The organism is Bradyrhizobium sp. USDA 3397 (assembly GCF_054060965.1).
In genome coordinates this window covers 7,011,162-7,023,041 of sequence record NZ_JBSSDS010000001.1, presented here as the reverse complement: position 1 = coordinate 7,023,041, position 11,880 = coordinate 7,011,162, and the positions used below count along the sequence as shown (strand labels likewise).

Below are 11,880 nucleotides of genomic sequence, written 5' to 3'. Positions count from 1 at the left end.
ATCGCTACGGCTTCTCAAGAAATCCGATCGATAGCCAGGGCACGGCGGCCACAATCAGTGTCCCGATCAGGAGCGCGATCATGTAGCCCACGATTGGTTTCATGCCTTCATCCGGGTTGATGCGGCTGATGGCACAGGCCGCATAGTAGCCGACCCCGAACGGGGGCGCGAACAAGCCAATGCCCATGGCGAGAACGACAACCATCGCATAGTGAACATCGTGCACGCCAACCTGCCGCGCAATCGGGAACAGCAGCGGGCCGAACAGGACGATGGCCGGAATCCCTTCGAGCACGCTGCCGAGGATCACGAAAGTCACGATCGTCACGGCCAGGAAGACGGGCACCCCGCCCGGGAGGCTGGTCATGATCTTCGCGAGAGAGGCAGAAAATCCAGACTGGGTAAGCGCCCAGGCCATGCCGGTCGCCGCGCCGATAATGAGCAGGATCGCTCCCGAGAGCGAGGCTGTTTCGACCAGCATCGGATAGATCCGGCGCCAATCGAACTGGCGGTAGATAAAGAGACCCGCACAAGCCGAGTATAGTATGCCGATGGTCGAGACCTCCGTTGCCGTCGCAACCCCTTCTACGACGGCGGTCCGGATCACGAACGGCAGGGCGATGGCAGGGACCGCGATAACGAAGGCGCGGCCGATCTGCCGTCCGGTCGCCCTTTTGACGTGAGACAGGTCTTCCCGGCGATATCGCCACCACACCACGGCCGCGAGCATGACGGCAAGGACTACGCCCGGAAGAAGACCGCCGGTGAACAGCGCTGAGATCGAAACGCCGGTCACCGAGCCGATCGTGATCAGAACGAGCGAGGGCGGGATCGTTTCGGTCTGCGCGCCGGTCGCCGCCAGGAGCGCAACGAGATCGCCCGGCTTGGCCCCCCTTTGCCGCATCTCGGGAAATAACACCGGAGCCACAGCAGCCATGTCCGCTGCCTTGGAACCCGAAATGCCCGAAACCAGATACATCGCTCCGACCAGCACATAGTGCAGTCCGCCGCGCACATGGCCCAGAATACTCGCGAGGAAGCCGACCATGGCGCGGGCCATCCCGGTCATCTCGATGAGAAGGCCCAGAAAGACGAAGAGCGGCACGGCTAGCAGGATCAGGTGGCTCATGCCCTCATCCATTCGTCCGATCATCACCACGTCAGGCGTGCTGGTGGTCAGGGCGAGATAGCCGACGGTGCCAAGGCCGAATGCGAATGCGATCGGCACGGCAGCAAAGACCATCGCCCCGACGACGAAGACGAAGAATATCAGAAGATTTAGATTGCCGAGCGGCTTCAGGACCGGCGCCAGCAGAACGAACGTCCCGATGATGCCTGCGACGATGGCCAAGGAACCCAGCAAGCTACGCAGGCTCGCGATGCGAATGAGGCGAAGGGACGCTGCGACCAGCATCAGTCCGATGCCGATGGGTAGCGCTGCCGCGCGCCAGCTGTTGACGATCTCGAGCGCCGGCGTTGTCACGAATGCCTCGTCGGCCGCGAATTCATAGGCCGGCCAGACGACGAGCGCGAGGAATGCAAGCGATGCAGCGGCGGCCACGACATCCAGGAACGCGCGAACGTCCGCCCTGAGAATCCCGACGATGGCGGTCATCCGCATATGCTCGCCCCGCTGGAACGCAATCACGGATCCAAACATGGCGAGCCAGAGGAAGAGGATACCGGCAAGTTCGTCCGACCAGACGATCGGCGAACGGAACACGTATCTGGCTACAATGCCAGCGGATAGAACCGCGACCTCGGCCAGCACGAGTAACGCCGCCGGTACTGCGACGACGTGACCGAGCACCGCATTCGCTTTCACTGTCCAACTGCGCAAGCCTCCTTGAGATGCGCCGGCCGCCATACCGGCATCGAGGTGCGGCGTACGGCTCATGCCGGTCATGATAGCTGTCCCGCGGCTTTTTCGAGTTGGGACCACGCCTCCCCGCCGAACTTGCCCTTCCAGTCGGAATAGAAGCTAGTTTTCGACAAGGCCTGGCGGAAGGCGGCGCGATCGACGTCGATGAACTTGAGTCCCTTGGCCGAGAGATCGGTTCGCAACGACTGGCTGAGCTTTGCGATGTCGGCGCGCTGATCGATGGCGGAGCGGTCGAGCTCACGCGTCACTATTTCCTGCACATCCTTCGGAAGACGCTCGAAGGCGCGCTTGTTGCCGAGGATCCAATAACCGTCCCAGACGTGCCCAGTCAGGCTGCACGTGCTTTGCACTTCATAGAGGCGCGCAGTCGCGATGATCGGCAATGGATTCTCCTGTCCATCGACGACCTTGGTCTGCAACGCGGAATAGACCTCGTTGAAATTGATCGGCGTTGGCCCCGCCCCGAGAGCCTTGAACAGCGAGGTCAAGAGCGGCGCCGGCGGAACGCGGATCTGGAAGTTCTTCAGATCTTCCGGCGTGCGCACCTCGCGCCCGGACGAGGTCACCTGCCGGAAGCCATTGTCCCAGGCCTTCGAGACCGCCATGATCGGCGTTTTCGCAATCTGCGCCCGAATGTAAGTGCCGAGATCGCCGTCCATGGCCTTCCATACGCTGTCGTAGTCGGCGAATGCGAAGCCGGTATTCACGATGCCCGCGCTGGGCACCAGGGTGGCAAGGATCGAGGACGATTGGTTGAAGAACTCGACTCCGCCGCTGCGAACCTGGGTCAGGAGCTCGGTGTCGGAGCCGAGCTGATTGGCCGGAAACAACCGGATCTCCAGCCGGCCGCCGGTCGCTTCGCGGATGCGGTCAATCGCCTCCTGCGCCCGGACATTCACCGGGTGCGCCGGATCCTGTCCCGTCGCGAACTTGTAGACGAACTCGGCGGCAGAGGCCGGGCGGGTCAGAACCCCGCAAAGAGGTAGGGCCGTGGCTGCCATCAATAACGAACGGCGGTTGATGCTTCCTGTCTTCGAGACGGTCATGTGTTCCTCCAGGTCCTGCTTTGAATTTGCTTCCCGCTGCATCGCCGACGCGCGGGTATTCGGGCTCTTCGCGTTTGGGCAAAGAGCCATCGTTCGCCGCCGCACCATGCGGCGGGCGTAGGTCCTCACAGAGGCTTGGCTTGGTTGGCGCCTAGCGCCGGCAGACTAAAGCCACTGCTTGATCTGCCTTGCGACCTCTGCCGTGGAAATCCCGTAACGGTCGTGCAAGGTCGGAAGTGCGCCGGCGTCGAGAAATTCGTCAGGCAATGCAATCTGGCGGAAAGCCGGATGAATCCCTGAACGCATGAGGAGTGCGGCCACTGCTTCACCGAGGCCACCGATGACGGTGTGGTTTTCGGCAACCACCACAAGGCGGCCCGGCTTGCCGGCTTCCCGCAAGATGGTCTCAGCATCGAGCGGCTTGATTGTCGGAACATGCAGCACTGCGGCGTCCACGCTGTCGTTCTTCAGCGCTTGCGCGGCCTCGAGCGCACGCATCGTCATGATGCCTGATGAAATGATCAGGGCATCCTTCCCGTCCCGGATCAGCTTGGCCTTGCCGAGCTCGAAGTTGTAGCCGTATTCGTCCAGCACGACCGGCACTTGGCCGCGCAATAGGCGCATGTAGACCGGTCCCTGATGCGCCGCGATGGCGGGAACCAGTTGCGCGATTTCATGAGCATCGCAGGGATCGATCACCGTCATGTTCGGCATAGCGCGAAACAGCGCCAAATCCTCGGCGGCCTGATGGCTCGGGCCATAGCCCGAAGTCAGCCCCGGCAGCGCGCAGACGATTTTTACGTTGCGGTCTTCCTCCGCGATCGTCTGGTGAATGAAATCGTAGGCGCGACGCGATGCGAACACCGCGTAAGTGGTCGCGAAGGGCATGAAGCCTTCTGCCGCAAGGCCGGAGGCAGCTCCGAACAGAAGCTGCTCGGCCATACCCATCTGATAGTAGTGATCTGGGAATTCCTTGGCGAAGATGTGCAGGTCGGTGTATTTGCCGAGATCGGCTGTCATGCCGACCACATCAGAGCGGGTGCGAGCGAGCTCGACCAGCGCATGCCCGAAGGGCGCCGGCTTCGTCTTCTGTCCCTCGGCTGCGATCGAAGCGATCATGGCCGAAGTGGTCAGGCGCGGCCTGCCCAGTTGTGGTGCCGATCTGACGGTCTTCATGCCTGCCTCCCGGCTTCGAGTGCCGCAAGCGCGAGCTGCCATTCGTGCTGCTCGACGCGGATGAAATGGTTCTTCTCGCGCTGTTCCAGGAAAGGTACTCCCTTCCCCATCAACGTGTCTGCAACGATCATCCTCGGTTTTGGCTCGGGATGTGACTTGGCGTTATCGAATGCTGCGATTACCGCCTCCAGATCGTTGCCGTCGATACGCTGCACGAACCAGCCGAAGGCCTGAAGCTTCTCGACGAGCGGCTCGAATGCCATGACCTGCGTGGAAGGACCGTCCGCCTGCTGATTGTTGACGTCGACGATGCCGATCAGATTGTCGAGCTTGTAGTGGCCTGCCGACTGGATCGCCTCCCAGACGGAGCCTTCATCAAGCTCACCATCGGAGAACAAGGTGTATACCCGAGCCTCGGATTTCTTGCGCTTGAGCCCGAGGCCCATGCCGATTGCAATGCTGAGCCCAAGCCCGAGCGAGCCGCCCGACATTTCCATTCCAGGCGTGTAGGACGCCATGCCTGACATTGGCAAGCGGCTTTCGTCGCTGCCATAGGTTTCGAGCTCCTCCTCGGGGACGATGCCAGCCTCTATCAAAGCTGCGTAAAGCGCGATGGCGTAGTGGCCGTTTGAAAGCAGGAAGCGGTCGCGCTCTTCCCAGGACGGATCTTCGGGCCGGTAGCGCATTGCATGGAAATAGGACACAGCAAGGACGTCGGAGATGTCTAGCGCTTGCGCGATATAACCTTGACCTTGAACTTCACCCATGCGGAGTGCATTGCGGCGAATGTTGTACGCCCGATCCGCGAGGGTAGGCGTATTGGTCAGCGTCTTGGTAGAGGTTGCCATTGAACTGGACCTTGTCTTGCGGGTCAGTGGATGAGCATCCCGCCATTGACGTCGATCACGGCACCCGTGACGTAGGCGGAGAGATCAGACGCGAGGAAGGTGTAGATGCCGGCGACGTCTTCCGCCGTGCCGAGGCGATTGAGCGGAATGCCTTCCAGAATTTTCGCTCGCATCTCATCGGTCAGCTTGCCTGACGTGATATCAGTTCCGATCAGGCCGGGCGTAACGCAGTTGACACGAATGCCGTCCGGGCCGAACTCCCGCGCCATCGCCTTGGCGAGACCAAGAACGCCGGCTTTGGCGGCAGAGTAATGCGGGCCGCCGAAAATTCCGCCACCGCGCTGGGCCGATACCGACGACATGCAGGCAATCGACCCGGCCTTCCGGGCGCGCATGTCCGGAATTACTGCTTGAGAAAGGAACAGGATGCCCTTGAGATTGACGTCCTGAATGCGATCCCAATCGGTCGGCGAGATGTCTAGGAACTTGACCGGCTGGGTGATTCCAGCATTGTTGATCAGGATGTCGATGCCCCCAAACGCTTCGACCACGCTCGCGACCGCCTGCTCGCAAGACGATTTGTCGGCAACATCGCACCGAAGCCCGATGTGGGACTTTCCAAGCGAAGCCGCAGCTTCCTCGGCAGCGCCGGCGTCAATATCCAGGATGGCGACCCGAGCACCCTCAGCGGCGAACCGCCGTGCCGTGGCAAGCCCGATTCCCCGCGGCGACGCCGCGCCCGAGATGATGGCCGTCTTACCGCTGAGCAGCATCCGTTCCTCCCTCAAATTATTCTGCTTGCCAAGATTAGGAATGACCTGCGCGACGAAAACGGACAAGCGCATAGTTGTCACGGATCGATGAATCTGGTTCACTTATGAAATGCTTTCAAACATCCCAATATCGGCAATTCGCGTCTTTGAAGCTGCGGCCCGCACGGGATCCTTCCGTGATGCGGCGAATGAGCTTCACCTGACGCCGAGTGCGGTCAGTCATGCGATCCGCAAGCTTGAGGATACGCTTCGGACCGTTCTGTTCGAACGCAGTACGCGCTCGGTGCGACTGACCCCTGAGGGCGAAAATCTGATGCGTCACACCGGAGCCGCTTTCGATCAAATCCGCCGCGGGCTCGAAGAGGTCGCCGCACGCGGACCGCAATTGGTACGCGTCCACTCCGCGCCGAGCTTTGCTGCGCAATGGCTGGCGCCACGGCTTTCACAATTTCTCGCCGCTTATCCGAAGCTCGAGGTTCGGCTTGCTGCGAGCACGGAATATGCGCGCTTCAGCAACGACGACTTCGATGTCGACATCGTCTACGGTCCACCGCGTGCGGAGGGTGTCGAAGTTGTTCCTCTAGCCCAGGAGATGGTCACGCCGCTTTGCTCGCCCTCACTCGCAAAGTCGATAAAAAAGGCTGCCGACCTGCTCGATCAGACGCTGATCCGCTCCGATGTCAAACAGGTCCAGTGGCACCAATGGTTTACCGCAAACGGATTGGAAGCTCCCGCACTTCACGGCATGAGATTCGATCGCAGCTTTCTGGCGATTGCGACGGCGGCCGAGGGATTGGGGGTTGCTCTGGAATCGACGCTTCTGGCTGAACGCGAACTGGCCAGCGGACGATTGGTTGCTCCGTTGGCGAAGCGCGCAACCAATATTCGATATGTTGGTCACCGCCTCATCTACCCGCGCGCCAGCCGACAGAGATCGGCGGTGCGAGCTTTCGCAGACTGGGTCGTAGCGCAACTCGGAGTCGAGACGCCGGGGTCGTCGCGGTGAGATCGAACTGTCTGACCGAACATCTCGGAAGCTGAACAAGCGGACGGCTGATCTGCGTCTCGACGGAAGGAGGGGCCGATCCCGGCGGCACTGCTCACGGTAACGACGTGAACTTGAGCTCGCTGAGCGGCACGACCTTGTCGGAGCGGGTCATCTTCAACTCGGTGTTCGGGCCGAGCCACTTGTCCCACAGCTGGTTGATCTCACCCGCCTGATCGAGCGCGAGCAGCGTCTCGTTGACCTTGGCGAGCAGCGCCGGCTCGTCCTTCTTCATACCGATACCGATCGGCTGCAGCACCATGGGCTCCTCGATCATCCTCAGCGGCTGGCCGGCGCTCTTGGATTCGTTGACGAGCTTGGTGATGGTCATGGTGTTGGCCACGATTCCGACCACCTTGTTCTGCTGGACCGCCATGTAGGCCGAGCCTGTGTCGACGAAGGTGAGCGGGTCCGACTAGTTCAGCTTGATCGCGAGCTCGGAGGTCGATCCCTTGGTCGAGGCCCCGCTATGTGCGGCTCAAGCCTTTGCCACGTTGGCCATCGATGCTCGACTCCTCCCGATCATAAAGGAATGGCTCGCCGTGGCTCCGCGCTCGATCTTCTCTCCGGGCCGGAAGCCCATGCGCCTGGTCCGTTCAGCGGCAATCATCGCTGGCGATCACCGGCTTTAGGGTGAAACAATATTGGCACACCGGCTTCCATCACCACCGGGCAAGGCCATGGCTACGCGACGTAGGCGGGAGCTCTTTCAAGCGAGTGATTTTCATTCAAGATTTCGTCGATCGGCGGAGCAGTCCGATTGGGCAAACTTACTGGTGATCAAGGCCTCACCGGACCGACATTGTGCCTCCGACTTTACAGCTGGACGCGCCCCAGCTGCTTTTTCGTAGGGAAAGCAGTTGAAGGGATCGCATCAAGGCGGCGGCGTCGCCGCGAACCGCAGGGGGCGCATTCGTTCTCCGGCTGAGAGACTCGCTCCTCTAAACTATCCGGCTAGAGCCTGTACGGCGCGGACACCGATGAAGATGATTAGCGCCCAGATAGCAATGCAGAAGACCACGGCCTCCCGCCAAGTAGTGGTCCTTAGTCGATTGCGCCAGTGGATTAACGTCAATGCGCAACCATTGAACCGACGCCGCCGCACCACGTCGAACATTTGGGCGTAGCTGCTGAACTCGAATTGCGAGCGATTTCGGCGGATATACTTCACCCTCTCACGTGGCGAGAAGCATGAAGTCCAGATCTCGTGAGCGCGCGCCTTCTGCCAAGCGGCCGAAGACGTCCCCTTAATAAGCCGGTTCACTTCCGTCCCCTGCTGTATGTGTGTCCTTGAAATTTGCGCTGGGCTGCGTCTCAACAACTCTGGGTGCGAAGGGTAGCTCAAGAGCAAGATCTCTACATCCTGACGTTACGTTAGAATCAAGCCACTCTGCGTGTGCGCGTTGTTGGTCAGCCCTCTGATTGGCCGAAGATCACGCGCTAATTCTAGTGAGCCATTTGGTCGCAGCCGCACTGGGCAGAAAGTCAAGTTGCAAGCGTTTCGAGATTTGGCGCGCGGAAGGCCCGATGAATCTCAATCAGCGCAAAGGGAGCGAGATACGATTGAGGCAATGCACCGCACCTTGCCCTCGGCGCACACAAAGCGATGCGCGGCGCTGAAATAATGCTTCTTCACCTCGGCGTAATCGAGGCCGCTGCGATGGAGCCGCCACTCCGGGACGACGCAGCGCTCTCCTCCCGGCGATTGGCCTGAGCGACGGTCGGTCGACCTCCTCGAGTAAGCGGCGGCGCGTCGCCCCGATACAAAAACCGGGTCTTCGCTTTCCAACGCAGCACGCCCGCGCGAAAACAATGAGAATCCGGCTCTGAACCGTTTCTTCAATCTGTTCCGTCTCCGCCGGCTCTCGGGGCCTGACCGACCCGTCTCGCCTTTGCAAAGGCCCGGTCCGAGGCCATAAAGCGCGCCAGCATAGGCGCGATCAGCTTTAGCGGATCGATGGGCTGCCCATTTTCGCGTGCCAAAGCCTCTGCATAGGCGACGAGATCTCGATGAACTCTTGCTGAGAGCTCGGTGGTGACCTTGACCGGCCTATCGTCGGGCAAGGCTCCTATTTTAAGCTTGGGCATGCATTACCCTTCGTATGGCGCAAGTATGAGGTCGCGGTTGACAAGAACGCGAACTGGGAAACCAGGTCGTACCGTCAAAGTAGGTTGAATATTTAGGCTGCGCCGTACGACCTGCTGTCCAGTCTGGTTCAGAGAGTCGGAGGCGCCATGCCGCAACGCCTGAATGATTGCGCCGTCGTTGTTGTTGGTGTCAGAGCCGGTACCTAGTTCGGTCGCGACTGCCAGAAACGTCGATAGTGCAGCAGCCTTGAAGAGTTCGCCCCAGTGATTGTCGACCTGGTCTTCAAGGCCCGCATATCCCGCAGCGTCCGCGCCAGGCTGCCGCTCGAGGACGATTGAACGCCCATTCGGCATGATCAGGCGCGTCCAGACGAGCAGAACGCGCGACTGGCCGAAAGTAACCTGGCTATCGTAAACCCCGATCAGACGCGCTCCTTGGGGCACTAGCAGAAAGCGGCCTGTCGGCGTATCAAAAATGTGCTCGGTTACCTGCGCCGTAATTTGGCCTGGTAGGTCCGATCTGATTCCGGTGATCAGGGCTCCCGGAATAACCGTCCCAGCCTGCACGATATATGGTGAAGCTGGCCTGGTGATGCGGTCAGGACTGACCGTGCGACGGTCCACAGATGCGTTGACGAAGGCAAGCTTTCGGTCCTGACCGTTTTGCGCCGATCCATCGCCGCTGGCACTCGTTGGATTCGCTGACGCGCTGCGGTCGCTCCCTGCAACTGCAGCTGCGGGTTGACGCCCGACACTCCCATTTGTCGAAGCGAACAGATGGCTGATACGTGCTGCTTCGGTCTCTTGGTCCCGGCGCTGTTGATCCGGGTCAGCGCCGTTCGTCGCCAGTTGGCCTTGCGCAGCAAGGATCGGTCGACCGAGGTCTCCAGGGAGTGGTGGACCAAGCTGTGGGATAGTCTGGCGTGGAGCAGCCGCGTAGTCCTTCGGCAGCGTCGCAATGGCGTCGGCAACATTATGATGGTCGGTGCTATAAAGCTCATCGGCAGCTTGGTTGCGGGGGCGATTGCTCTGCAGCGACCACAACACGGCTCCGCCGATGACAAGCAGGGCAACCGCGCTCCCTCCAGCCAGAACTTTCCGTGACAACCGGGTCACGCGCGGATGCTCTGCTCTCAAGCGGAAGCTCCTGGACTGATCCTCTTGTGTCTCAGGGGGAGCCGCTTGCTCCTGATCGTTTCCATTCCTGACATTCATGACGACGGCCTCCCGTCGGTCCGGACAATGCGGACCTTCTGCTGGTGCTCGCCGCCGAGCCGCAGTTCGGCGGCAGCAAACAGCCGATCGACGATCAATACGTTGCCGTAGGCGCGATAGTTGACGAGTTCGGTCTTGCCGTCCGGGCCGATGACAAAGAGGGGCGGCATCTCGCCTTGGACGATGCCTTGCGGAAACTCGACATAGACCTTGCGGCCATCGTCATATGCGGCAAGCGGCCGCCAGGGCGGACTGTCTCCTTCGATCGCATATCGAGAGATACGCTGCGCCGGCTCCGGAAGGACCGGCTTCAAAGCGACTGCGCGCGATCGTTCGCGCAATGTTTCCGGATAGTACCAGGCAACTGATGGCATATAGGGCCGCTCGCGGGAACGGAGCTCAAGCAGGTAGGTGCGCCGGTCAGTATTGACGACGAGGTTGGTCTCGATCGATGCGCGGGTCGGTTTGACCAGGATATGGACGCGTCGTGTGTCCCCGCTCCCACTCTCGGTATCGCCGACGACCCAGCGCACGGTGTCACCGGCCGCAATGGGCCCTGATCCCGTCAACTGTTCCCCTTCCTCGAGCGCGATATCCGTGATCTGTCCAGGCGCGGCGTAAATTTGATAGAGCGCCCCTGGGCTGTAGGCATAGATTTGCGCCGCGTTGAAATACCCCCGCTTGCGCGGTTCAACCCGGGCTGCGCTGTTTGCCGTCTCAACCCGGCTCACGGGTTCGGGCTCTTCCTTCGCGGCGGACCTGCCGCCGAGAGCCGGCTTCCAGAGCGGCGGCACGTGAAGCGGTCGTGGTCTGTCGTCGAGAGTAACTGCCGGCGCCGGCAACGGAGGGACTTCAGCATCATAGCTGATCTCGGGCGGAATGTAGGTCGCGCACCCGCCAAGCATCGACGCACAAAGCAGCAGAGTGTGAAGACATGCTCGTTTGGCGGTCACGGACTTGGGCGGCGTCGGATCGAGCCCGCTTTGCTGGAGGAAGCGTTTCGATTGAATGTCAGAGGTCGTCTTGGTCACTGACTCAACTCCTTCGACCAGTTGATGGCGCGGACGTAGACGCCAAGGGGATTCTTGCGCAGACGTTCGGCATCGCGCGGCGTCTCGATCACGACTGTGAGAATTGCTGTCCAACGCTCGGTCGCACTCAACAAGCCGTTGTCGTAGGTGCGCTGGGTCCACGCGACCCGAAAGCTTTCTGAAGACGCACGAATGACGCTCGATACGTCCACCGAGATTTGAGCCTTGCCCAGCTTGGCAAAGGGATCATTGCTGCGCGCGTAGTCGTTGAGAGCAGCGGCGCCGCGATCGGTCGTAAAATCATAGGCCCTGAGCCAGTTTTGGCGCAAAACGATCCCATCGGCAGGAAGGCCTCTGACATCCTCGATAAAGCGCGCCAGATGGTAGGCAATCTGAGCGTCAGTGGGCTGATAGTCGATGTTGGCCGGCGCAACCCTTTGAGCCTGACCGAGATGATCGACTTCGACGATCCACGGCGTGATCGATCCTCGGCTCGATTGCCAAACAAGTCCGCCCGCGAGGCCGGCGGATAGCATCAAGCAGCCGAACGCCATCAGACGCCAGTTCTTGGCTTGCACGCGGGCCGATCCAATGCGTTCATCCCAAACCTGTGCTGCCTTTTGATAAGGCGTAATCGGCTCGGGCATGCGCCCGTAGTGAACTGAAGGTCGTTTGAACATCGATAATGGCCCCTTAGATTAAGGTCGTCGTTTCAACGAGTGTGTTTGGATTTAACGTGTGGGCGCACGGCCGGTGGCGAGCGCCTATTGACTGCC

The 11,880-nt window shown here is 60.7% G+C and carries 10 protein-coding genes and 1 pseudogene; 1 reads left to right on the top strand and 10 read right to left on the bottom strand.

Going from position 1 to position 11,880, the window contains the following annotated elements:
• Positions 1 to 4 precede the first annotated feature (4 nt).
• The 5 genes from ACVWYQ_RS32490 to ACVWYQ_RS32470 all read right to left on the bottom strand — a co-directional run bounded on the left by ACVWYQ_RS32490 (position 5) and on the right by ACVWYQ_RS32470 (position 5,725).
• Positions 5 to 1,867 carry a TRAP transporter large permease gene (locus ACVWYQ_RS32490; protein ID WP_456727226.1) on the bottom strand — a complete coding sequence of 621 codons (1,863 nt, stop codon included), beginning with the start codon at positions 1,865 to 1,867 and terminating at the stop codon, positions 5 to 7.
• A 35-nt stretch (positions 1,868 to 1,902) separates the two neighbouring features.
• Positions 1,903 to 2,928, bottom strand: a complete 1,026-nt coding sequence (locus tag ACVWYQ_RS32485; RefSeq protein ID WP_275497141.1) for a TRAP transporter substrate-binding protein — start codon at positions 2,926 to 2,928, stop codon at positions 1,903 to 1,905.
• Positions 2,929 to 3,093: 165 nt separating this feature from the next.
• Positions 3,094 to 4,104 (bottom strand): transketolase family protein, encoded by a 1,011-nt coding sequence (locus ACVWYQ_RS32480; protein WP_193760455.1) that lies wholly within the window; start codon positions 4,102 to 4,104, stop codon positions 3,094 to 3,096.
• Positions 4,101 to 4,952: a transketolase gene (locus tag ACVWYQ_RS32475; protein WP_128263963.1), complete on the bottom strand. Its 852-nt coding sequence runs from the start codon at positions 4,950 to 4,952 to the stop codon at positions 4,101 to 4,103. The genes ACVWYQ_RS32480 and ACVWYQ_RS32475 overlap by 4 nt, the downstream gene beginning before the upstream one ends.
• A gap of 23 nt (positions 4,953 to 4,975) precedes the next feature.
• Positions 4,976 to 5,725 (bottom strand): SDR family NAD(P)-dependent oxidoreductase, encoded by a 750-nt coding sequence (locus ACVWYQ_RS32470; RefSeq protein ID WP_157286369.1) that lies wholly within the window; start codon positions 5,723 to 5,725, stop codon positions 4,976 to 4,978.
• Between the two features lie 109 nt (positions 5,726 to 5,834).
• Between ACVWYQ_RS32470 and ACVWYQ_RS32465 the strand changes: the two genes are divergently transcribed.
• Complete coding sequence (locus ACVWYQ_RS32465) at positions 5,835 to 6,731, top strand: LysR substrate-binding domain-containing protein (RefSeq protein WP_157286338.1); 897 nt, start codon at positions 5,835 to 5,837, stop codon at positions 6,729 to 6,731.
• Between the two features lie 94 nt (positions 6,732 to 6,825).
• On the opposite strand, the pseudogene ACVWYQ_RS32460 reads toward ACVWYQ_RS32465, so the two are convergent.
• The 5 genes and pseudogenes from ACVWYQ_RS32460 to trbF all read right to left on the bottom strand — a co-directional run.
• Positions 6,826 to 7,233: pseudogene (locus ACVWYQ_RS32460) on the bottom strand (transporter substrate-binding domain-containing protein); the annotation flags it as partial.
• Between the two features lie 1,376 nt (positions 7,234 to 8,609).
• Positions 8,610 to 8,858, bottom strand: coding sequence for a DUF2274 domain-containing protein (locus ACVWYQ_RS32455; RefSeq protein WP_128263965.1), 249 nt, complete (start codon positions 8,856 to 8,858; stop codon positions 8,610 to 8,612).
• Positions 8,859 to 8,861: 3 nt separating this feature from the next.
• Entirely contained in the window at positions 8,862 to 10,073 is a 1,212-nt protein-coding gene (locus tag ACVWYQ_RS32450) for a TrbI/VirB10 family protein (RefSeq protein ID WP_456726883.1), read from the bottom strand.
• The gene (gene trbG / locus ACVWYQ_RS32445; protein WP_338122793.1) at positions 10,070 to 11,104 is read right to left on the bottom strand and encodes a P-type conjugative transfer protein TrbG; all 1,035 of its coding nucleotides are present in this window, start codon (positions 11,102 to 11,104) and stop codon (positions 10,070 to 10,072) included. Before trbG ends, ACVWYQ_RS32450 begins: the two co-directional genes overlap by 4 nt.
• On the bottom strand, positions 11,101 to 11,784 hold the full coding sequence (gene trbF / locus ACVWYQ_RS32440) for a conjugal transfer protein TrbF (protein ID WP_157286340.1): 684 nt from the start codon (positions 11,782 to 11,784) through the stop codon (positions 11,101 to 11,103). Before trbF ends, trbG begins: the two co-directional genes overlap by 4 nt.
• Positions 11,785 to 11,880 lie beyond the last annotated feature (96 nt).

What these genes read in the sequence shown, in the direction of transcription:
- ACVWYQ_RS32470 (WP_157286369.1), bottom strand. Translation starts at nt 5,725, where the DNA reads ATGCTGCTCAGCGGTAAGACGGCCATCATCTCGGGCGCGGCGTCGCCG.
- ACVWYQ_RS32475 (WP_128263963.1), bottom strand. Translation starts at nt 4,952, where the DNA reads ATGGCAACCTCTACCAAGACGCTGACCAATACGCCTACCCTCGCGGAT.
- ACVWYQ_RS32465 (WP_157286338.1), top strand. Translation starts at nt 5,835, where the DNA reads ATGCTTTCAAACATCCCAATATCGGCAATTCGCGTCTTTGAAGCTGCG.
- ACVWYQ_RS32480 (WP_193760455.1), bottom strand. Translation starts at nt 4,104, where the DNA reads ATGAAGACCGTCAGATCGGCACCACAACTGGGCAGGCCGCGCCTGACC.
- ACVWYQ_RS32485 (WP_275497141.1), bottom strand. Translation starts at nt 2,928, where the DNA reads ATGACCGTCTCGAAGACAGGAAGCATCAACCGCCGTTCGTTATTGATG.
- ACVWYQ_RS32490 (WP_456727226.1), bottom strand. Translation starts at nt 1,867, where the DNA reads ATGGCGGCCGGCGCATCTCAAGGAGGCTTGCGCAGTTGGACAGTGAAA.
- ACVWYQ_RS32450 (WP_456726883.1), bottom strand. Translation starts at nt 10,073, where the DNA reads ATGAATGTCAGGAATGGAAACGATCAGGAGCAAGCGGCTCCCCCTGAG.
- trbF (WP_157286340.1), bottom strand. Translation starts at nt 11,784, where the DNA reads ATGTTCAAACGACCTTCAGTTCACTACGGGCGCATGCCCGAGCCGATT.
- ACVWYQ_RS32455 (WP_128263965.1), bottom strand. Translation starts at nt 8,858, where the DNA reads ATGCCCAAGCTTAAAATAGGAGCCTTGCCCGACGATAGGCCGGTCAAG.